This window comes from Paenibacillus soyae (assembly GCF_024623455.1).
GTDB lineage: Bacteria > Bacillota > Bacilli > Paenibacillales > Paenibacillaceae > Pristimantibacillus > Pristimantibacillus soyae.
The window spans coordinates 217,481-238,295 of the sequence record NZ_JANIPJ010000009.1; the positions used below are offsets into that span (position 1 = coordinate 217,481).

Consider the following 20,815-nt stretch of genomic DNA (forward strand, 5'->3'; position numbering starts at 1 on the left):
GCGGCGCTGTTTGTTTTTGGGCGAAAGGAGATCAGCCTAATGAATGAAGAGTTTGCGGAGCTGGCGGAAGAGCAGAAGATAGAATCCGTCGATCGGGATAAGAAAGAGAAGCGAAGATATTTAATCTATACGGAGACGGAAGAGCCTGTGCTTTCCGTGCACGAGGATATCATGATTCGATACCGGCTAATGAAAGGCCGAACAATAACCCCGAGCGAGATCGTCCACATCCGCAATGAAGACGAGCGATATCGGGCTTATGTGCTCGCAATCGCTTATCTGGGCGCGAAGCCTCGAACGCGGAAGGCTATCGGTCAATATTTGACGCGAAAGGAATTTCAGCAGGAGAACATCGAATATGCGTTAAACCGTTTAGAATCGGAGCAACTTGTTGATGATGAACAATATGCGCGTCAATTCGCCGGCAGCCGTCTCCGAAGCGGACTGAAGGGCCGGCTGATGATCAAGCAAGAGCTTCAGCAGAGGGGCATCTCCAAGCAAGCGGCGGCGGAAGCCATTTCCGAACTCGATTCGGACAGCGAGCTCGCCGCGGCCAAGAAGCTCGCGGAGAAGAAGTTCCGCTCGGTGAAGGGCGACCGCAACCAGAGAAGAATGAAGCTGACCGCTTTCCTGATGCGCAGAGGATTCCCCGGATCGGTTGTTCGGGAAGCGCTTAAGGGACTGGATTGGAAGGAAGAAAATGGGCATGACGAGGAAGAAGATGGCGTTTTGCTTGACAACTGATTTTGTGTAAAGATAAAATGAGTGTGTATTCCTTCACATTTTGAATCAATTTTTCTTCCAAAAGTTGATTCGAAACGATTTTTTTCGTCAAATTGGTACATGATGAAACGGTATGGAAACCGGTTAAAACCTAATAACATCCCAAGCAATGCCTTGGTGTATGCAGCAAGGAGGTGAACAAGATGGTAGACATCTGGGTCTTGATTCTTGTAAGCATCCTTGTTGGCGCAATTTTCTTTGGGATTGGTTATTTTATTCGAAAGTCGATTGCCGAAGCGAAAATCTCGAGCGCTGAGCAAGCCGCGGTGCTAATCGTGGATAACGCGAAGAAAGACGCGGAGGCACAGAAGAAAGAGATCGTACTCGAGGCGAAAGACGAAGTCCATAAGCTTCGTTCGGAAGCGGAAAAGGACATTCGCGAGCGGCGAAACGAGGCGCAGCGTCTCGAGAGACGCCTGCTCCAGAAGGAAGAGTCGCTTGATAAGAAATTAGAAGCGCTAGAACGCAAAGAAGAGACCGTAGCCAACAAGGAGAAAAGAATCGAAGAAACACAAGAGCAGATTGATTCCATTTACAAGCAGCAGCTGAGCGAGTTGGAACGTATTTCGAGCTTGACAATGGAAGACGCGAAGTCGATTATATTGACGAATGTCGAGCAGGAAGTACGTCACGAGACCGCGCAGATGATCAAGGAAATCGAGCAGCAAGCGAAGGAAGAAGCCGACAAGAAAGCGCGCGACATTATATCTCTCGCGATTCAGCGTTGCGCGGCCGATCATGTGGCGGAGACAACGGTTTCCGTCGTTACTCTCCCTAACGAAGAGATGAAGGGTCGCATCATTGGACGTGAAGGCCGTAATATCCGCGCACTCGAAACATTGACCGGTATCGATCTCATTATCGACGATACGCCGGAAGCGGTCATATTGTCGGGCTTTGATCCGATTAGACGCGAAATTGCACGTACATCCCTTGAGAAGCTGGTTGCGGACGGACGTATCCATCCTGCGCGGATTGAAGAGATGGTTGAGAAATCGCGCAAGGAAATCGACGAACGCGTACGCGAATACGGGGAACAAGCGACATTCGAGGTTGGCGTTCATGGCTTGCATCCGGACCTGATCAAGATTCTTGGCCGATTGAAATATCGGACAAGCTATGGTCAGAATGTTCTGAAGCATTCGATGGAGGTTGCCTATCTGACGGGCTTAATGGCTGCGGAGCTGGGCGAAGATATTACGCTAGCGAAACGCGCAGGTCTGTTGCATGATATCGGCAAAGCGCTGGACCACGAAGTGGAAGGCTCTCACGTAGAGATTGGCGTAGAGCTCGCCAAGAAATACAAGGAGCATCCGGTCGTTATCAACAGTATCGCGTCGCATCACGGCGATACGGAAGCGACATCGGTTATCGCGATGCTGGTCGGCGCCGCTGACGCGTTGTCCGCAGCGCGTCCGGGCGCGAGACGCGAGACGCTCGAGACGTATATCAAACGTCTGGAGAAGCTCGAGGCGATCACCGAATCGTTCGACGGCGTCGAGAAGTCTTACGCGATCCAAGCGGGCCGCGAGGTTCGCGTTATGGTTCAGCCTGAGAAGATCGACGATACGGAAGCGTTCCGTCTTGCTCGCGACATTACGAAGAAGATCGAGAGTGAACTCGATTATCCGGGACATATTAAAGTTACGGTTATTCGTGAGACGCGGGCAGTCGAATACGCGAAATAACAAGCATTACGGAAAAGTGGCTGCTCGTCAGCCACTTTTCTTCATGAATGCATGAAAAGGAATGAAGATAGGATGAATGTACTTTTTATAGGCGATATCGTCGGGAATGTAGGGCGGAATGCGCTCAAGAAGACGCTTCCCGCGTTGAGAGATAAATACAAGCCGCATATCATTATCGTAAACGGAGAGAACGCCGCGGCGGGCAGAGGGATCACGAGAACGATCGCCCGCGAGTTTTTCGAATGGGGCGTTCATGGCATTACGATGGGCAATCATACGTGGGACAACAAAGACATCTTCGAATGGATTGACGAAGAACCCCGGATCGTGCGGCCGGCAAACTTCTCGCCGGAGGCTCCGGGGCAGGGGATGGCTCTCATCAAAGCCAATGGCAAGCAGCTGGCGATCATTAATTTGCAAGGCCGGGCATTCCTTCCGCCGATCGATTGTCCGTTCCGCAAAGCGGATGAATTAATAGAAGAAGCCCAGCGGTCAACCAAGGCGATTCTGGTCGACTTCCACGCGGAAGCGACATCCGAGAAAATCGCGATGGGCTGGTATTTGGACGGCCGGGCATCCATCGTTCTTGGCACGCACACGCATGTCCAAACGAACGACGATACGATCCTGCCGGGAGGAACCGCCTATCTGACCGATGTAGGGATGGTCGGTTCCAAGGAAGGCGTTCTCGGTATGGAGCGGGACGCCGTGTTGCACAAATTTCTGACTCAGCTGCCTGTGCGGTTCGTCGTAGACGAAGGGAATTGGCATCTGCATGGTCTGTCCGTGGAGATCGACGAAGCCTCAGGCAAGGCGACAAAGCTGACGAAAATCCGTCTGACTGAAGAAGATTGGCTGCTCATGTAAGATAATAAATGAAGAACTGCTCGCTGGCGGGCAGTTTTTTATTTGGATATAAAAATCAGAACATTCAGAACTGCGCGGAAAGTTGTCCGAATAAAAGCAGGAATCTTTCCCCTTTCCTCGAATAGTATTTTAGAAGTGGAATCCATCCAACATTCTAGGGGAGGTACTTTTCATGGACGTATTAAAGGTATCAGCCAAGTCCAATCCAAATTCCGTAGCAGGCGCTCTTGCAGGCGTTCTGCGCGAACGAGGCGGTGCGGAATTGCAGGCTATCGGCGCCGGCGCGCTCAATCAAGCGATTAAGGCGGTGGCCATTGCCCGCGGCTTTGTTGCTCCTAGCGGTGTGGATCTCATTTGCATCCCGGCGTTTACCGATATCGTGATTGACGGCGAGGACCGCACGGCAATCAAATTAATAGTCGAGCCAAGATAATAGGCTTGACGCTTCCGAATTTGCGCGGATGAATCGGCCTGTTTACGAAGTAGACAGGTTTTTTGCTTTGTCACTCGGGATAGTGAGGAGGTCGCGGAACGGGATGAGAATCGTCGATTTTCATTGCGATGTGCTGAGCAAGCTATTAGAGGATGAGAGCTTAAGCTTCGAACCGGGCATGTCCGGCAAATTGGATGTCACGCATGGACGGCTAAGAGGACAGAAGGCGCTGCTCCAAACCTTTGCCGTCTACATCTCGCCTTCCAGACCTGATTATCGCAGCTTGAATCCGGTGCTCGAAAGTATCGATTTGTTTTACGAGAAGGTATTGAAGCAGTCAGGTTTGCGCCATATCCGGTCAACGGCCGATCTCGAGGCTTGCATGAACCAAGGTTTGACGGGCGCGCTTCTATCCCTGGAAGGCGCGGGAGGCTTGCAAGGAAAGCTGTCCGCTCTCCGGCTTATGCATCGTCTCGGCGTTCGCGCGATCGGCTTCACCTGGAACGATGCGAACTGGGCCGCGGATGGCGCAATGGAGCCGCGCGGGGGGGGCTTGACCAAGCAAGGCGCGGCATTCGTAAAAGCATGCAACGAGCTCGGCATCATCATAGACGTCTCGCACTTATCGGAACGAGCCTTCTGGGACGTCGCCGCCTTGTCGGAGAAACCGATTATCGCCTCGCACTCCAACGCGAAAGCGCTTTGCGACCATCCGCGGAATTTGAGCGATCTCCAGATCCAGGCGATTTTCGAAAGCGGCGGGGTCGTCGGCGTTACTTTTGTTCCTATGTTTCTTCGAGCGGACGGGCATGCTAAGATCGAGGATGTCTTGAACCACATGGAGCATTTTTGTTCGTTGGGGGGCGAGGAGCATGTGATGATCGGTTCCGATTTCGACGGTATCGATCATTACGTCGAAGGCTTGACGCATCCAGGGGAGCTGGCGGGCTTACGAGAAGCGATGATAGGCCGGTTTTCGAAGACGTTAACGGAGAAGATCTGGTCCGGGAACGCGGTCGCGTTTTTGAAGCGGAATTTGCCGGCGGAGTAAGCGCTTTTCCCATCTCAAACCGGTATCTAATCAATCGGAAAAAACTATGCGTTATCTAAGCGTTTTCATCTTGCAAAACGGGGGTCTCAGGCATAAAATTGTTGTGACTCTTAACATTTCTATTATATAATGCACTCAGTTGTCGAAAATCATGCACCTTCATGATGCAGAGGAGATGGGCGTTTTGATAAGTCAATTGTCTTGGAAGATTGGCGGACAGCAAGGTGAAGGCGTAGAAAGTACGGACCGGATTTTCTCGACGGCGCTTAACCGGCTGGGCTATTATTTATATGGGTACCGCCACTTTTCTTCCCGTATTAAGGGCGGTCATACTAACAATAAAATTCGGATCAGCACGAAGCCGATTCGAGCGATATCGGACGATCTGGACATTCTGGTGGCGTTCGACCAGGAGAGCATTGACCTGAATGCGCGCGAGCTTCGCAAAGGCGGAGTTATCGTGGCGGACGCGAAATTTAATCCGACGGTTCCGGAAGACGTCGAAGCGAGACTATTCGCGGTACCGATTACAAAAATGGCCGAGGAGCTCGGCACGTCGCTCATGAAGAACATGGTCGCTTCCGGCGCTTCATGGGCTCTGCTTGGCCTGCCGCTGGAAGTATTCAATAAAGCGGTGGAAGAGGAGTTCGGACGCAAGGGGCCGGCCATCGTCGAGAAAAACATTGAAGCGGTGAAGGCAGGCGCCGAATTCGTGCTGGAGCAAGCGGGCGGACCCCTTGACGATTTTAAGCTGGACGAAGCGGACGGCAAGCAGAAGCTGTTCATGATCGGGAACGAAGCTATCGGACTTGGCAGCATCGCGGCCGGCTGCCGTTTGATGTCGGCATATCCGATAACGCCAGCCTCCGAAATTATGGAATATTTGATTAAGAAGCTTCCGAAATTCGGCGGAACCGTCGTTCAGACGGAGGACGAAATCGCGGCCGTCACGATGGCGATCGGCGCCAATTACGCCGGCGTGCGGACGATGACGGCATCGGCGGGTCCCGGCTTGTCCCTGATGATGGAAGCGATCGGCTTGGCAGGCATGACGGAGCAGCCTCTCGTCATCGTCAATACGCAGCGCGGCGGCCCGTCAACGGGACTGCCGACGAAGCAGGAGCAATCCGACCTGAACGCGATGGTATACGGTACGCACGGCGAAATTCCGAAAATCGTGATCGCTCCGTCCACGATCGAGGATTGCTTCTACGATATGATAGAAGCGTTTAACCTATCCGAAGAATATCAAGTACCGGTTATCGTCATGACGGACTTGCAGCTGTCTCTCGGCAAGCAATCCTGCGAACCGCTGGATTACAGCAAGGTGCAAATCTCCCGCGGCAAGCTGGTGAAGGACTCGCCTGCCCTTGAAGGCGGAGAGCTGTTCAAACGGTACGAGTTCACGGAAGACGGAGTATCCCCGCGCATACTGCCGGGCGAAAAAGGCGGCATTCATCACGTAACGGGCGTCGAGCATGATGAAGTCGGCCGTCCGTCGGAGAATGCGATGAACCGCAAGCTCATGATGGAGAAACGTCTTAAGAAGCTGAACAATCTTCGGATCCGCGACGCGATTCGCGTGGACGCTCCGAACGAGAAGCCCGATCTGCTTATCATCGGCATGGGTTCCACCGGCGGCACGATCGACGCGGCGAGAGACATGCTGAAGGAGAACGGCATCTCCAGCAATCACATCACGGTGCGCCAAATCCATCCGTTCCCGGCCGAGCAGTTGAAGCCTCATCTGGAGAACGCGGGCAAAGTAATCGTCATCGAAAACAACGCGACGGCCCAATTGGCGGGTCAAATCAAAATGAACGCAGGGTACGCGGACAAGATCGAAAGCTTGCTGAAATACGACGGCAATCCGTTCTTGCCGCTGGAAGTATATAAAGCCTGCAAGGAGCTGAGCTAAGAGATGGCAACGTTCAAAGAGTTTCGTAACAATGTAAAGCCAAACTGGTGTCCGGGCTGCGGCGATTTCTCGATCCAGGCCGCGATTCAGCGCGCCGCGGCGAACGTAGGACTGGAACCGGAGCAATTGGCCGTCATCTCCGGCATCGGCTGCTCCGGCAGGATTTCGGGTTATATTAACGCTTACGGTCTGCACGGGATTCACGGCCGCGCGCTTCCGATCGCGCAAGGCGTGAAGCTTGCTAACCGCGAATTGACGGTCATCGCTTCCGGAGGCGACGGCGACGGTTTTGCCATTGGCATGGGGCATACGGTCCATGCGATTCGCCGCAACCTGAACATTACGTATATCGTCATGGACAACCAAATCTACGGCCTGACCAAAGGACAGACGTCCCCGCGAAGCGCCGAAGGCTTCAAAACGAAGTCGACGCCGGAAGGCTCTATCGAGTCTACGCTGTCTCCGCTTGAAATCGCGATGTCGGCCGGCGCGACGTTCGTGGCGCAGTCGTTCTCCAGCGATTTGAAAGGTCTCACGAGCTTGATCGAGCAAGGCATTCAGCATGAAGGCTTTTCCTTGATCAACGTATTCAGCCCGTGCGTCACCTTCAACAAAATCAATACGTACGATTGGTTCAAAGAAAATATCGTCAGCCTTGAGCAGTTCCCGGATTACGATCCTTCGGACCGAGTCGTCGCCATGAACAAAATCATGGAAACAAACGGCATGCTTACAGGTCTAATTTACCAAAATAAGTCGCGTAAATCTTATGAGGATATGATCCCGGGCTTCAAGCCGGAAGCGCTCGCGAACCAGGAGCTTTCCATTACGCAAGAGCAATTCGATCAGCTTGTGGCGGAATTTAAATAAATGCTATGATAAGAGCATACGGCCCACTCGCCGTATGCTTTCTATTTGCCATAAATATATGAAAACGGAGTGTGCAGTCTTATGAGCAAGCAAGTACCTGTAGGCGTATCGGCGAGACATATCCATCTTTCCGAGGAGCATGTACATAAACTATTCGGGCAAGGCTACGAGCTGACGGAGATGAAGCCGTTGTCGCAGCCCGGCCAATACGCGGCGAATGAAACAGTGGCCGTCGTAGGTCCCAAAGGCTCGTTCGGCAAGGTTCGTATTCTGGGTCCAGCGCGCAAGCGCACGCAGCTGGAGGTGTCCCGGACGGACGCGTTCGCGCTCGGCGTCAATCCGCCGGTGCGGGAGTCCGGGAATATCGCGGGCTCCGCGGGTATCACGATTCAAGGGCCGGCGGGTGAAGTCGTGATCGAAGAAGGCGTCATCGTGGCGGCTCGTCATATCCACTTCCATACAAGCGACGCGGAGCGCTTCGGCATTGAAGATAAGCAAAAGCTGCGCGTTCGCGTTGGCGGGGAGAGGGGCGTCGTGTTCGAAAACGTCGTTGCGCGCGTATCGCCGGAGTTTGCGCTGGACATGCACATCGACACGGACGAAGCGAATGCGGCGGGCGTTAAAAACGGCGACATGGCGGAGATATTAGATTAAAAGACGACCGCCGGCGAGCGCAGAAAAACGCTATCGGACCAGCGGCAGTAAAAGCGGGAACAGATTTATTTGACAAAGAAGGGGAGGGGGCCGCGCAGAAAAGTCTGCGCGGCCCTCTTGCGCTACTAACATATGCTTATGACATGCATCCTACATCCTACTCCAATGATGGTTTTGCTAGCTAACTTTCATTGACCTGCCGCGGCGCCCTCGATAAAATAGGTGGTGTTCGATTTCGAACTTCCAATGGATTAGAAGCCCGCGCTGTGGTATAATTTTGTATTGTTTGTTATTTGCATGAAAGTTCATAAAGCGCGTGTTCAAAAAGTCCGGTTTTCAGCACCGAGAAGATCTTTTTTGAACAACCTTATAAAGGAAGTGAACTCCGAATGACGAAAGAGACCCCAGGCGCTGTGAACGGAAAAGCCGCAGCAGGCGATGGCGCCAAGGACTATTCCAAATATTTCGACTTCAGCGATGCCAAGCTCATCAGCGAAGAAGACGGCGTCACGACGCTCCGGATCAAAGGCCGTAACATTCAGCTTAGCTCCGCGCCTTCCTATAAGGACGAGAAGAAGAGAGGCAAAGAGGACATCCAGGTCCATTATGACTTCACGATCCCCGAGGAGCTGCGAACGCTCGGCGTCGGCAAACGTTATTTGATCCAGACGTACGGCTGCCAGATGAACGAGCACGATACCGAAGTGATGAAGGGTATGTTCGAGGAGATGGGTTATGCTCCTACCGAGGACCGCTCGCAGGCGGACGTTGTTCTGCTGAATACTTGCGCCATCCGGGAGAATGCCGAGGACAAGGTGTTCGGCGAGCTCGGCCACTTGAAGGTGCTGAAGAAGGAGAAGCCTGATCTGCTGCTAGGCGTGTGCGGCTGCATGTCTCAGGAGGAAGCCGTGGTCGGACGGATTCTGCAGAAGCATGCTTTCGTCGATATGATTTTCGGCACGCATAACATCCACCGGCTTCCGCACCTGCTTCAGAACGCGTATTACAGCAAAGAGATGGTCGTCGAGGTGTGGTCGAAGGAAGGCGACATCATCGAGAACCTGCCGAAGAAGCGGGAAGGGATGCGCGCCTGGGTGAACATCATGTACGGCTGCGATAAGTTCTGCACCTATTGCATCGTGCCGTATACGCGCGGCAAGGAGCGGAGCCGGCGTCCGGAGGACGTCATCGCGGAAGTACGGGAGCTGGCCCGGCAAGGGTATAAGGAAGTGACGCTCCTCGGTCAGAACGTGAACGCGTACGGCAAAGACTTCGAGGATATCGAATACCGGTTTGGCGATCTGATGCATGACATCTCCAAAATCGATATCCCGCGCGTCAGGTTCACGACCAGCCATCCGAGGGATTTCGATGATCATCTAATCGAAGTGCTGGCTGAGGGCGGCAATCTGGTCGAGCATATTCACTTGCCCGTGCAGTCGGGAAGCACGGAAGTGTTGAAGCGGATGAGCCGTAAATATTCCCGCGAGACGTACTTGGAGCTTGTCGGGAAGATCAAACGGGCCATTCCGAATGCCGCGCTGACCTCGGACATTATCGTCGGTTTCCCCGGCGAAACGGACGAGCAGTTCGAAGAGACTATAAGTCTGGTTAAGGAAGTCGGATTCCATTCCGCCTACACGTTCATCTATTCCCCGCGCGAAGGCACGCCGGCTGCCGGGATGGAGGACAACGTCCCGATGGAGACGAAGAAGCGCCGCCTGCATCGGCTGAACGACGTACTGGCGGAGATCGGGCGCGAGCAGAACGAAGCGCTTGTAGGCGAAGAGGTCGAGGTGCTCATCGAGGGCGAAAGCAAAAACAATTCGCGGGTTCTCGCGGGCCGTACCCGTTCGAATAAGCTTGTCCATATGGAGGGGCCCAAGGAATGGATCGGCACGTTCGTAAGAGCAAGAGTGACGGAAGCCCAAACCTGGTATATCAAAGCGGAGCCGATCGAATCGGCTTTAGATGAAGCCGTCAGCTGACGGCAATAGAGGAGAGAGAAGGAAATGGCAGAACAACACAGCCATGAGCATGGCGTAGCATGCAGCCATCATGGAGGCACAACGGATATCCCGTCTTTCCATACGCGCGATCTGATCGTGAAGGAAGACATTATGGCCAAGGCGAAAGAAATGGCGGAGGTGATCTTCCATTCCGACGAGGTGCAGTCCTATCGCCGCGCGGAGCAGCAGATCAACGCCAACGAACGCGTTCAAGCTTTAATTAACCAGATTAAGAAAAAGCAAAAAGAAGTCGTCGCCTTCGAAACGACGTTCAAAAATCCGGAAATGGTCAAAAAAATCGAGACGGAAATGGAAGCTCTCCAAGATGAGCTGGACAGCATTCCAATCGTATCGCAGTTCCAGCAAAGCCAATCGGATATTAACTACCTGCTTCAGCTTGTCGTTACCGTCATTCGCGACACGGTGTCCGATCGCATCAACGTAGAGAACGCCAGCGAGCCGGCTCCGGAAAATTGCAGCGATTAACCAAAGAAAATGCCCGCAAGCGAGAAGCTTGCGGGCATTGCTTTGTTTACTTGTTCTACAGTCGTATGGCGGACGCTTGCGAGGAAGGGGCGTTCTTCGTCGATGCGCGGAGCTGCTTGATATAGCCGAGCAAGGAAAGCGTGATAAGGACGCCTACCGCGGATTTAATCGCGTCGCCGAGCAGGAACGGAAGGACGCCTTCCTTAATGCCTTGACTCCAGGACCAGTTCAGAACATGCATCAGCCAAGGCACGCCGGGAACATAAGCCAGGAATGAGCTGAACAGCTCGAACACGATGAAGAGGACGATCGCAGTCAGCCATTTATGGTTGGTTAACCGTTCGCTCCGCAGGATCCGTTTCATCGCCAAGCTGATGAATAGCGCGCAGAACGGAAAAGCGAAGATGAAACCGCCGGTATAGCCGACGAAAGTCGGGAGGCCGCCCTTGCCTCCTAATAGAGGCAAGCCGATCGCCACGAGTCCATACACAAGCAAAATGCTGGCGACCGCTTGCTTGGGACGGAGGAAAACACCCGCGAGAATGACCCCGAGCGTCTGGAACGTTATCGGAACCGGCGTAAACGTAATGCGGAGATGCTGAATGCTAAGCACGATAAAAAGAGCGGCGAATAAAGCGATAAAGACGAGTGAACGAACATTTACGGTTTGCATCTGTACGACTCCTTTTTATGTAGTTGCCTTTTTATTGTTAACCATTTATCATTAATTTCAGTTAACAAATCGAATTGTAGCATAGCGGAATGGACATGGGAAGAGGTTTGGAGGAATTATTTTGCAGGAAAAGGCAGAGATCATGTTGGAGGGCGTAACCGTTACGCCAGCTCTCTGGAACGGTAACGGGGGAGAGCCGATTCTGAAGGGCGTGTCGTTCTCCGTACGGAGCGGGGAATGGGTGACGTTGATTGGGGGGAACGGCAGCGGCAAAAGCACGATGATGAAGGTGCTGGCGGGCATGCTTACAAAAGGCATATCGGGAATGATCGCGCGCCAAAACGCGCGCGAGGCGTCCAGCGGCATCATTCCGCTCGTCCTGCAGCAGCCGGATGCCGGCATCATCGGCGCGACGCCATGGGAGGATATCGTCTCGCTGCTCGAACGCAACGGCGCGGAGGCTTCCACGATTATTGCGAAAGCCGAAGAAGCGCTGCGCTCCGTCGGACTGGAGGAGAGGATGCGGCAGCCGGTAGAAACGCTGTCCGGCGGACAGAAGCAGCTGACGGCGATCGCGGGCTGCATGGCGGTAAACGCGTCGATCCTGTTGCTGGATGAAGTGACGTCGATGCTGGATCCCATCATGTCGCGAGAAGTGCTGAACGGCGTTCGCGCATTGCACCGCGACGGCTCGGCGGTCGTATGGGTGACGCAGAAGCTGGAAGAGCTTCGCTCCGGGGATAGGGTCGTCATCATGCATGACGGAGAGATTCGGTTCGACGGCAAGGCGAGCGAGCTGTTCCGCCGCGACTCCCGCGGGGAAGCGAACAGCAGCATTGCGGAGCGGTACGGGCTGGAGCCGCCTTATGCGGTCCGGACCGCTTGGGAGCTGCAGCGCGAAGGCATCCTATTGGAGCCGCTGCCGCTTACGATCGAAGAATTGGCGGAGGCGGTGCTGAACGATGAAGGGTAGCTGGCTGATGCAAGACGTTTCGGTCGGAGCGGGCGGCGATGCGAAGAAGCTTCTTCTGGAGCGCGTGTCCGCCGAATTCCGCCCGGGAGAGATTACGCTGCTGATCGGGCATAACGGGGCGGGAAAATCGACGCTGCTCGAGACTTTAGCGGGACTGCGCAAGCTGAACGACGGTTCAATTTCGCTAGACGGAGAGCCGCTCTGGATGGGGAGGAAACGAAACAAGCTGAATCGCGCACTGCTGCTGTCATTCGGCATCGCCATGCAGCAGTCGGAGTCGCAGTGGTTCGCGCCGAACGCAAGGGAGGAGCTGCTCTATTCGCTGCGGCCGTATAAGCCGTCAGCCGAGGAGGCGGAGCGCCGGATTCAGGCGGCGCTCCAGAGCATTGGGCTCCAGCCGGACTTGCTGGAGCGGGATCCTTGGACGCTGAGCGGCGGCCAGCAGCGTCGCCTTGCCATCGCCTGTCTGCTCGCGTGCGAGCCGGACTGGCTGCTGCTCGATGAGCCGACGGCGGGGCTGGACGCCGACGGCACGCGCCGCCTGTGCGCCATTCTGGAGGCGCACAGGGCGGCGTGGCGCGGAGCGGTCGTGGCCACGCACGACCTCGAGGCGCTGCTGCCGCTCGCGGACCGCGTCGTCGTCGTCCGGCGCGGCGAGGTCCGCGAAGCGGCTCCGGCGGAGGCGGCGCTCGCGCTCGCCGCAGCCGCGCCGCAGGCGCTTCGCGCGCAGGCTCTGCTGCGCGGGACGGCGGCTTTGCCGCCGGAGGCGCCCGCCCAGCGGAGCGGCGGGGCGCCTTGGCCGACGCCGCGCGAGCTGGCGGCGGAGCTCGCGCGCGAGCGGAGGCGCGGCGGGAACCGCGGCGGCGCGGGCGAGCCGCTTGCAGAGGCAGCGAGGAACGCCACCGCCGCGGCAAGCGATACGGCCTCGGCGCCCGCCGCGGCAAGCGATACGGCCTCGGCGCCCGCCGACGGGAAGCCAGAGACAAGCGGAGCGGCGAGGGCGCAGATCGAAAGGGCGGTCTGGCTAAGGCCGGACTACTTCGATCCCCGCGCTGTCGTGCTTGCCTATTTCCTGCTATCGGCTTTCGTGCTGTATCTCGGAAGCATCAAAGAGCTGGCGGTGGGGGCGATCGTCGTTGTGGCGGCGGCCGCTCCATTCAGCTCGATTATGCGGAAATGGTGGAAGGTGCTGCGCGGGTTCGCCATCGTCTCCATCATCCTGCTGCTAATCGGAGGTCTATCCTGGTCGCCGCTTGCCTTCAGCTGGGCGAAGGCGGAGCCGGCGGCCGTCAAGCTGTCGCAGCTCATGCTCATCATGGTGATCGGCATGCCGATGCTGGAGCTGATGACGCCGCTTCGACTGCAAAGAGCCATCCAGCAAACCTTTGGCTGGATGGCTCGGATCGGCATTCCTATTCATTCCGTCGGATTGTTAATCATGTTAATTTTCCGATTCATCCCGTTGCTGGGGAGGGAGTGGGAGCGATTCGCCAAGCTGGCGCATGCCAGGGGCAAAGCGGCGTCGCGGCTTGGGACGGTTCCGATCCGGATGCTGCGCGTCATCTTTATCCCGTTCGTCCGTTCCATTCTTCGAATCGCGGAGGAAATGGCCGACGCGCTGGAAGCGCGAGGGTATGGGAGTATGCCGGCCAAGCCCGTATATGGCTTCCGCGTAGCATTCAGACGTTCGGACGCCCTTATGCTGGGGCTGGCCGCGCTTGGCGGCTTCCTGCTCTTGATCATTATTCGTCTGCTATAACGGTTCTGGCCGCCGCGTCGAGCCAAGCGTCCACTTCGCCGATCCAATGGCCGTTCGGGTCGGCGAGCAGCGTCGCCCAGCCGGCCGTCTCCGCCGCTTCCAGGTTCCGTTGTTGATCGTCGACGAACAGGATGGGGGCGTTCTGGCGCAGCTTGGCTGCGACGATATCGAACGCCTCTCGATGCGGTTTGCGATAGCCCGCCAAGCTTGATATCGTTACGCTGGCCAAATGAGGGCGTACATCCGATATCAAAGGTGCGATCCAGGTTTCGACATGATTGCTTAATATATGGATATCCGCGGCCATGCTCCAGCGCTCCACCTCTCGAAGCGCGGGCAAGGGAACCAAGCTTTCCTCGAGGAAAGCTTTTCCTTGGTCCATACTTAGACCTTCCGCATGCTGCACCAGCCACTCCCAGAACGCCGCTTCCGTCACCTCGCCCGTCCATAGCTTTCCGCTAATTTCCTCTTTGTACGGCCGATAGATCTGTTCGACGGGCCTCTTCGCTTCATTCGCGACAAGGTTCCAAAATAACGGCGAAATGTTCGTGGCGAGCACGCCTCCGATATCGAAGACGAGCTGCGGCCTAGCAGCTGCGGCAACTGAACCATCGCCTTCGCGGTGAATCCTTTCATTAGTAGTCATACAATCACTCCTGTTATCGTTGAGTCAAAATTGCAAGGTGTCGGCCGATTCGGACGATCGCTTAAGACGCGCGGCTTCGCGCTTATCCTTAACGGCCCAGCTCCAAGTGAGAACGGCAGCCGCAAGGGCAAGCGCCGTGCCGAACAGAAAGCCTCCGTCAAGCCCCCATCCGCCGTTCAGATACCCCGCCAGGAACGGACCCGAGAACATGCCGACGGCATAGAGCGCCTGATACAAGCCCATCGCCGTCGCTCGCGAGGATGAATCGACGTCGCGAATCGCGAGCCCCAGCAGCAACGGCATATGCAGGCCTTGGGCGAAGCCGTTCAAAGCTTGCGTCGCATAGAGAATGCCGAGCGACGGCGCGGCGATCATACCGGCCGTGCAGCAGGCGCTGACCACGAAGCCGATGGCGATCGTGACGTTCGAGCCGAACCGAGGGACGAGCCAGTGCGAGCCTGCGAACGAAGCGAGAGCGTGCGGCAGCATGAATGCGAACACGAGCAAAGTGAGCTCCACGCCGCCGGCTCCCAGCTGCTCCGCTTTGAGCGGGGTGAAGCCGAACATCGTAATAAACAGAACGCCATGCGCGAGTATCGACAGGAGGGATACTCGCAGCAGCGTGCGGTTCCTGACGACGGTCCCAACCTGGGCAAGCGACATGCCGCCATTCTCCCTGGCGACGCCGCCGGCGGGTTCCCGGATTAGCATTGCGAGCAGCAAGCCGGCAGCGCCGCACAACGCTCCGGCAAGGAACGGCGCCCGCGGGCCGAAGCCTTCCGATAGAGCGCCGCTCAGCAGCATGCCGATCATCTGTCCCGATACCGTCATGACGCTGATCCGGCCCATGGCGCGGCCGATTTGACCGCTTTCGAAATAGCTGGCATACAGCACCGTAAACGCAACCCATGCGGAAGCGCATATACCGGCGACGATCCGGCCCGCCAGCGGCCAAACCCAGCCGCCAGGCAGCAGGAAGAGCAGACAGCTTAAGCAGGCGGCGGCCATGCCTAGTAGGATAAATGGCTTACGCTTGCCCAGCCGGTCCGACAATACGCCGAGCGGAAACCGCACGAGCATCTGCGTGAAGCCGTAGCTGCCAAGCACGATTCCGATAAACGACAGCGAATAGCCGCCAGCGTTCAGGTAGGGAGTCAAGGTAGGCAAGTAAATATACATCGAGGTCCAATACAAGAGGGTAACGGCGATAAATAATCCGCTTCTGGCGGCGCCATTGCTGAAAGACATGCGGTTCTCTCCTTTCTTTGTTACCAATGTAGCGGAAGGAGGGGCTTGTGTCACGTTAATTTTCGCGTATATACTATCTTCAATATAGTTCCGAGGAGGCAATAATTATGTTTCGCGTGCTGCTCGTCGACGATGAGGCTTACTCAAGGCAAGGCTTAAAGGAGTTGATCGGTTGGGAGCGCTGCGGATTCCAGGTGACGGGCGAAACCGATAACGGGGAGGATGCTCTCGATATGATTTTGCAACAGGCGCCCGACGTGGTCGTCACGGATATTCGTATGCCGGTCATGGACGGAATTGGACTTATCCAAAGGGCTGTACAAGAGCATAAGCTGAATACCAAATTTATAATTGTAAGCGGTTACGGCGAATTCAAGTACGCACAACAAGCAGTTAAATACGGCGTTTGCGACTTTCTTCTGAAGCCTCTCGACGAAGTCTCCATGGAATCGACGCTCTTGGAGCTGAAAGCCAAGCTTGAGCGGGAAGCGGCTGACGCCATGCGGCAGCGGAACTTAATGAGCAACGACATATTGGGCGCCTTAATCAAAGGCGAATTCACCGAGAGGGAAGCCGAGGAGTGGCAAGCAGTGCTGGGCTTTCCGCCGAAAGTCCGTCTGCATTATCTATTCATTGAGCTGAACGAGCCGGAAATTAGGTTCACCGAACGAAGGCCGGAAACGGCTATTGATGTCCGGTCCTGGCTGCATGAGACGTTGGAGCAAATCGCGCCGGCCTGTCCCCCGCTGCTCACGCTTCAGCATCGTGGCAGGCTCGGCGTCATCGTGGGGGAATTGCCTGAGAATTGGAGCGTCGGACGGCTGGCTAGAACGCTGCAAAGCAAGCTGCAGCAACAGTCGGGATGTCCGGTATGCATCTATATCGGGGAGCCCGTGGACCGATTGGCGGACCTGAAACAGGCGTATGCAACGGCCAAAGATGCGATGAACTATAAGTTCATGGACGATAGCCGGCATGTGTTCGATTTCGCCGAGCTGCGCGGCATCCAGCCTAACGGCATAATTATGGACAATTCCTGGTTCGCGAACCTCACTGAGTCCATGGAGGAAAATGACGAGCAGGCGATCACCCAATCCGTTGAGCAGTTGTTCCGGCAGTTTCGTTCCGGGTACTACGCCCCGGAGGCGGTGCGAACAAGCCTGCATCGCTGCGTCTCCGAAGCGCTAGCCATGCTGCACCGCATGAAGGTCGATACGGAGGCGATGACGTACAAGGAACCGATGCTGTCTTGGCACGACCGGAACGTGACGGGCCCCCTCCTTAAGGAGCTGTTCGGACGGTTCATTCAGGAATGCTCCCGGCTGGCGGCGGAGCAGCGCAAGGACTTCGCCAAAGGCGGCATTCAGAAAATGAAAAGCTACATCGACGCCCATTACGCCTCGAACATCAGCTTGAAGTCGATCGCCGCCAAGTTTTACATGAATCCCGTCTATTTGGGGCAGCTGTTCAAAAAGACGTACGGCACTTATTTTAACGACTACGTTCTGCATCTGCGGGTGAACGAAGCCAAGCGATTGCTGCGTCTGACGGACAACCGCGTGTACGAAATCGCCGACAAGGTCGGCTTCAACAACGTGGAATATTTCGTGTCTCAGTTCGAGAAGCTCGAGCGCATGACGCCGACCGAATACCGCAACAGCCTTTCTTAAGGATACCATGCGAAGGTCGCGTTGTTCAGCGGCGTCAAGGGCTGGGCAAGGTTCGGCAAGCAGCCGCCAAATATAGTAGAAGCTAAAAGAGCAAGCCGGAATCCGCAAACTATCGAACCGGCTTGTTTGTTTGTCGTGAGTGAATAGGAAACTTTATCCACCTTCACTCGTATAACGTATAGGTTAGGCCCATTAAAAATATATAGCCATAGGAGAGGTGTTGAACATGTTGTCGAATCGTACCCCGGAGTCAACCCAACCAGAGGGCGGGAAGCGAATAGTGAAGGAAATCAAAGATTGGACGCTTTCCCTCGGCATAGCCGTCGTTGGCGCGCTGCTGTTCCAAAACTACGTTTACGCTCAAACGGAAGTCCATAACGTGTCGATGCAGAATACGCTCGTGGAAGGACAGCGGTTAATCGAAGATAAATGGTCCTATCGGTTCAATGAGCCGAAGCAGGGAGATATCGTCATTATTAACGGCCCGGAGCATGAAAACAGGCTGGTCAAGCGCGTGATCGCCGTAGAGGGGCAGACGATCGATATGAGAGAAGGAAACGTATATATCGACGGGCAGAAGCTGAACGAGCCCTACGCGAAAGGGCAGACGTTCGCCGGCCTGGTGGAGGTTCCGTTCACGGTGCCGAAAGGTCATGTGTTCGTGCTGGGCGATAACCGTGAGCACAGCTCGGACAGCCGATCCTTCGGTCCCGTGAAGCTGGACAGCCTGGAAGGCAAAGCCGTGTTCCGCGTTTGGCCGATTGATGCGTTCGGCGGTTTATCGTGAACCATCCTTATTTAAATGTAAGAATTTCGTAAGAATCGCGTACATTTTCGTTTAGAATTCCCCTTTATGATAAACGATAGGCACAAGAAGATTAGCAACAGCGGAGAGTGAACTATTGTCCATCAAAGTCAAGCTGTATATGTCGTATTTGGCGATGGCCATCGTGCCGGTCATTCTGCTGTGCTTGTTTATGCTTTTCCTGTTCTTCGCCGGAAACGAACAAGATTTGCGAGAGTTCACGGAGGCGCAGAAGAACGAGAGCTTCAATCAGGCGATCGTGTACGGTGAGCTCCTATATGTGCTGCGAGAGCAGCAGGAGAAGATGGACGACCCGGCTTATCTAAGCGGGCTGCAGGAAAAGCTTAGCATGCAATGGGCGGGCATCCTGCTGACAAGAGACGGAATCGTATCGGAGATTTCGCCGTTTCTGGAGGGCATGTCGGCGGATGAAGATTGGCAGCATGTCGTGGACGAAGGGAAAAACGAGCTGTTCCTGGATCTCTACCGGTTCAAGTCGCAGCGGATTCCATTCGTCTATACGGACGGGAGCGAAGGCGAAGCCATCATTTATTACCGATCCGAGCCGGTTCCGATCTTTTGGCATCCTCTTTCTATTGCCGCCAGTTTGCTGTTTGTCGGCTTAACCAGCTTGTTGCTGACGTATTTCGTCTCCCGGAGCATTATTCGGCCGATTCGTTCTCTTCGCGCCGCGGCCTTGCGGATCAAGGATGGCGATCTGTCCTACGAGTTTCAGGAGGAGCTGACGCGCAAAGCCGCAAAGCAGAACGAGATTTCGCAATTGGCTTCCGCATTTGAAGAGATGAGAATCCGGCTCAAGCAGTCGATCGATCAAAGCCTGCAGTACGAAGAGAACCGGAAGCTTCTGTTGTCCCATATTTCGCACGATTTGAAAACGCCGATTTCCGCTATCAAGGGCTACGTGGAAGGAATCATGGACGGCATCGCGAACACGGACGAGAAGCGGATCCGGTATATGGAGACGATCTACCGGAAAGCCTCCGACATGGATCAGCTGATCGACGAGCTGTTCCTATTCTCCAAGCTGGATCTGCACAAGGTCGCGTACGATTTCAAGCTGGTCGACATGATCAAGTACATGAACCATCTGGCGGAGGAGCAGCGATTCGATATGGAGAAGGCCGGCGTGCGTCTTCAATTCGAGGTCGTTGCGGACGAGCCCTTACTGGTTGCGGCCGATCCGGATAAGCTGTACCGCGTGTTCACGAACATGCTCGACAACAGCGTCAAGTATATGCTTGATGACGGCGGAAACAGCGATCATCTTGTGCTGCTCCGCGTAGGCAAGGAGAACGGCTTCGCGAAAATTGAAATCGAGGATACGGGTCCAGGCATCGACCCATCCGACTTGCCTCATATCTTCGAAGGCTTCTACCGGGCGGAGCAATCCCGCAACTCGGAGACGGGCGGCAGCGGACTTGGTCTTGCCATCGTAAGCCAGATCGTAAGCGGACATGGCGGAGAGGTGTGGGCCGAGAACAAGGCGGACGGAGGGGCGAGATTCTGCATCAAGCTTCCGCTGGCAGCGGAAGAGGAAAGCGAAGGCGGTGTAATGACTTGAAAAGCATCTTGATCATCGAAGACGAAAAATCGATCGCCGAGCTGGAAAGAGATTATTTGGAAAGCCATGGCTTCAACGTTCACATTGAGGGAAGAGGCGATATCGGACTGCAGAAGGCTCTCGCCGACGGCTACGACCTAATCGTGCTGGACGTCATGCTGCCGAAGCTGGACGGCTTCGAAATTTGCCGGGAGATTCGGGCGAAGCAGGATATTCCGATTCTGATGGTGACATCGAAGAAAGAGGATATCGATAAGATCAGGGGGCTCGGGCTCGGGGCGGACGACTATATCACGAAGCCGTTCAGCCCAAGCGAGCTCGTAGCCCGCGTGAAAGCGCATTTGGCAAGGTACGAACGGCTGACCGCGGATAAACCGAGCACGGGACAGGTCATTCAGATTCGGGGCTTGCTGATCGACAAGCAGGCACGGCGGGTGACCATACATGACGAAGAAGCGATGCTGACCGGCAAGGAATACGAGCTGCTGCTCCTCCTTGCTTCGCATCCGAACCGCGTGTTCGAGAAGGAGGAGCTGTTCGAGCGCGTCTGGGGGCTCGACGCGTTAGGGGATCCGGCTACCGTCACCGTCCATATCCGGCGGCTGCGGGAGAAGATAGAGCATGACCCGTCCAAGCCGCAGTACATTGAGACCATCTGGGGCGTAGGCTACAGGTTCAAGGTTTGACCAAATAGAGAAAT

At 55.4% G+C, this 20,815-nt stretch carries 19 protein-coding genes; 16 read left to right on the top strand and 3 right to left on the bottom strand.

The window, feature by feature from the left end:
- Positions 1–39 precede the first annotated feature (39 nt).
- The 10 genes from NQZ67_RS14470 to NQZ67_RS14515 all read left to right on the top strand — a co-directional run bounded on the left by NQZ67_RS14470 (position 40) and on the right by NQZ67_RS14515 (position 10,759).
- Positions 40–744 carry a RecX family transcriptional regulator gene (locus tag NQZ67_RS14470; protein WP_257446892.1) on the top strand — a complete coding sequence of 235 codons (705 nt, stop codon included), beginning with the start codon at positions 40–42 and terminating at the stop codon, positions 742–744.
- A 182-nt stretch (positions 745–926) separates the two neighbouring features.
- Complete coding sequence (gene rny, locus NQZ67_RS14475; protein WP_257446894.1) at positions 927–2,471, top strand: ribonuclease Y; 1,545 nt, start codon at positions 927–929, stop codon at positions 2,469–2,471.
- A gap of 72 nt (positions 2,472–2,543) precedes the next feature.
- Positions 2,544–3,338: a TIGR00282 family metallophosphoesterase gene (locus NQZ67_RS14480; RefSeq protein WP_257446896.1), complete on the top strand. Its 795-nt coding sequence runs from the start codon at positions 2,544–2,546 to the stop codon at positions 3,336–3,338.
- 172 nt (positions 3,339–3,510) lie between these two features.
- Positions 3,511–3,771 (top strand): stage V sporulation protein S, encoded by a 261-nt coding sequence (locus NQZ67_RS14485; RefSeq protein ID WP_006036664.1) that lies wholly within the window; start codon positions 3,511–3,513, stop codon positions 3,769–3,771.
- Positions 3,772–3,874: 103 nt separating this feature from the next.
- Complete coding sequence (locus NQZ67_RS14490; protein ID WP_257446903.1) at positions 3,875–4,822, top strand: dipeptidase; 948 nt, start codon at positions 3,875–3,877, stop codon at positions 4,820–4,822.
- A gap of 184 nt (positions 4,823–5,006) precedes the next feature.
- Entirely contained in the window at positions 5,007–6,740 is a 1,734-nt protein-coding gene (locus NQZ67_RS14495; RefSeq protein ID WP_257446905.1) for a 2-oxoacid:acceptor oxidoreductase subunit alpha, read from the top strand.
- Between the two features lie 3 nt (positions 6,741–6,743).
- Positions 6,744–7,610 (top strand): 2-oxoacid:ferredoxin oxidoreductase subunit beta, encoded by an 867-nt coding sequence (locus NQZ67_RS14500; RefSeq protein ID WP_257446908.1) that lies wholly within the window; start codon positions 6,744–6,746, stop codon positions 7,608–7,610.
- A gap of 81 nt (positions 7,611–7,691) precedes the next feature.
- Complete coding sequence (pduL, locus tag NQZ67_RS14505; RefSeq protein WP_257446910.1) at positions 7,692–8,264, top strand: phosphate propanoyltransferase; 573 nt, start codon at positions 7,692–7,694, stop codon at positions 8,262–8,264.
- Between the two features lie 389 nt (positions 8,265–8,653).
- Entirely contained in the window at positions 8,654–10,252 is a 1,599-nt protein-coding gene (gene miaB / locus NQZ67_RS14510) for a tRNA (N6-isopentenyl adenosine(37)-C2)-methylthiotransferase MiaB (RefSeq protein WP_257446912.1), read from the top strand.
- 24 nt (positions 10,253–10,276) lie between these two features.
- Positions 10,277–10,759: a YlbF/YmcA family competence regulator gene (locus NQZ67_RS14515; RefSeq protein WP_257446915.1), complete on the top strand. Its 483-nt coding sequence runs from the start codon at positions 10,277–10,279 to the stop codon at positions 10,757–10,759.
- Between the two features lie 55 nt (positions 10,760–10,814).
- Here the strand turns inward: NQZ67_RS14515 and NQZ67_RS14520 are convergent, their stop codons facing one another.
- Positions 10,815–11,432: a biotin transporter BioY gene (locus NQZ67_RS14520; protein ID WP_257446918.1), complete on the bottom strand. Its 618-nt coding sequence runs from the start codon at positions 11,430–11,432 to the stop codon at positions 10,815–10,817.
- A gap of 121 nt (positions 11,433–11,553) precedes the next feature.
- Between NQZ67_RS14520 and NQZ67_RS14525 the strand changes: the two genes are divergently transcribed.
- Positions 11,554–12,405, top strand: coding sequence for an ATP-binding cassette domain-containing protein (locus NQZ67_RS14525; RefSeq protein ID WP_257446921.1), 852 nt, complete (start codon positions 11,554–11,556; stop codon positions 12,403–12,405).
- Positions 12,395–14,164 (top strand): ATP-binding cassette domain-containing protein, encoded by a 1,770-nt coding sequence (locus NQZ67_RS14530; RefSeq protein ID WP_257446924.1) that lies wholly within the window; start codon positions 12,395–12,397, stop codon positions 14,162–14,164. The genes NQZ67_RS14525 and NQZ67_RS14530 overlap by 11 nt, the downstream gene beginning before the upstream one ends.
- On the opposite strand, the gene NQZ67_RS14535 is transcribed toward NQZ67_RS14530, so the two are convergent.
- Together NQZ67_RS14535 and NQZ67_RS14540 are read right to left on the bottom strand one after the other, a co-directional pair.
- The gene (locus NQZ67_RS14535) at positions 14,148–14,810 is read right to left on the bottom strand and encodes an HAD-IA family hydrolase (RefSeq protein WP_257446926.1); all 663 of its coding nucleotides are present in this window, start codon (positions 14,808–14,810) and stop codon (positions 14,148–14,150) included. The genes NQZ67_RS14530 and NQZ67_RS14535 overlap by 17 nt on opposite strands.
- Positions 14,811–14,834: 24 nt before the next feature.
- Positions 14,835–16,058: an MFS transporter gene (locus NQZ67_RS14540; protein ID WP_257446929.1), complete on the bottom strand. Its 1,224-nt coding sequence runs from the start codon at positions 16,056–16,058 to the stop codon at positions 14,835–14,837.
- A gap of 107 nt (positions 16,059–16,165) precedes the next feature.
- Between NQZ67_RS14540 and NQZ67_RS14545 the strand changes: the two genes are divergently transcribed.
- The 4 genes from NQZ67_RS14545 (at position 16,166) to NQZ67_RS14560 (ending at position 20,801) form a co-directional block, all read left to right on the top strand.
- Entirely contained in the window at positions 16,166–17,728 is a 1,563-nt protein-coding gene (locus NQZ67_RS14545) for a response regulator transcription factor (RefSeq protein ID WP_257446932.1), read from the top strand.
- A 280-nt stretch (positions 17,729–18,008) separates the two neighbouring features.
- On the top strand, positions 18,009–18,515 hold the full coding sequence (gene lepB / locus NQZ67_RS14550; protein WP_257446934.1) for a signal peptidase I: 507 nt from the start codon (positions 18,009–18,011) through the stop codon (positions 18,513–18,515).
- A gap of 115 nt (positions 18,516–18,630) precedes the next feature.
- On the top strand, positions 18,631–20,115 hold the full coding sequence (locus tag NQZ67_RS14555) for a sensor histidine kinase (protein ID WP_257446936.1): 1,485 nt from the start codon (positions 18,631–18,633) through the stop codon (positions 20,113–20,115).
- The gene (locus NQZ67_RS14560; protein ID WP_257446939.1) at positions 20,112–20,801 is read left to right on the top strand and encodes a response regulator transcription factor; all 690 of its coding nucleotides are present in this window, start codon (positions 20,112–20,114) and stop codon (positions 20,799–20,801) included. Before NQZ67_RS14555 ends, NQZ67_RS14560 begins: the two co-directional genes overlap by 4 nt.
- The last annotated feature ends 14 nt before the right edge of the window (positions 20,802–20,815 follow it).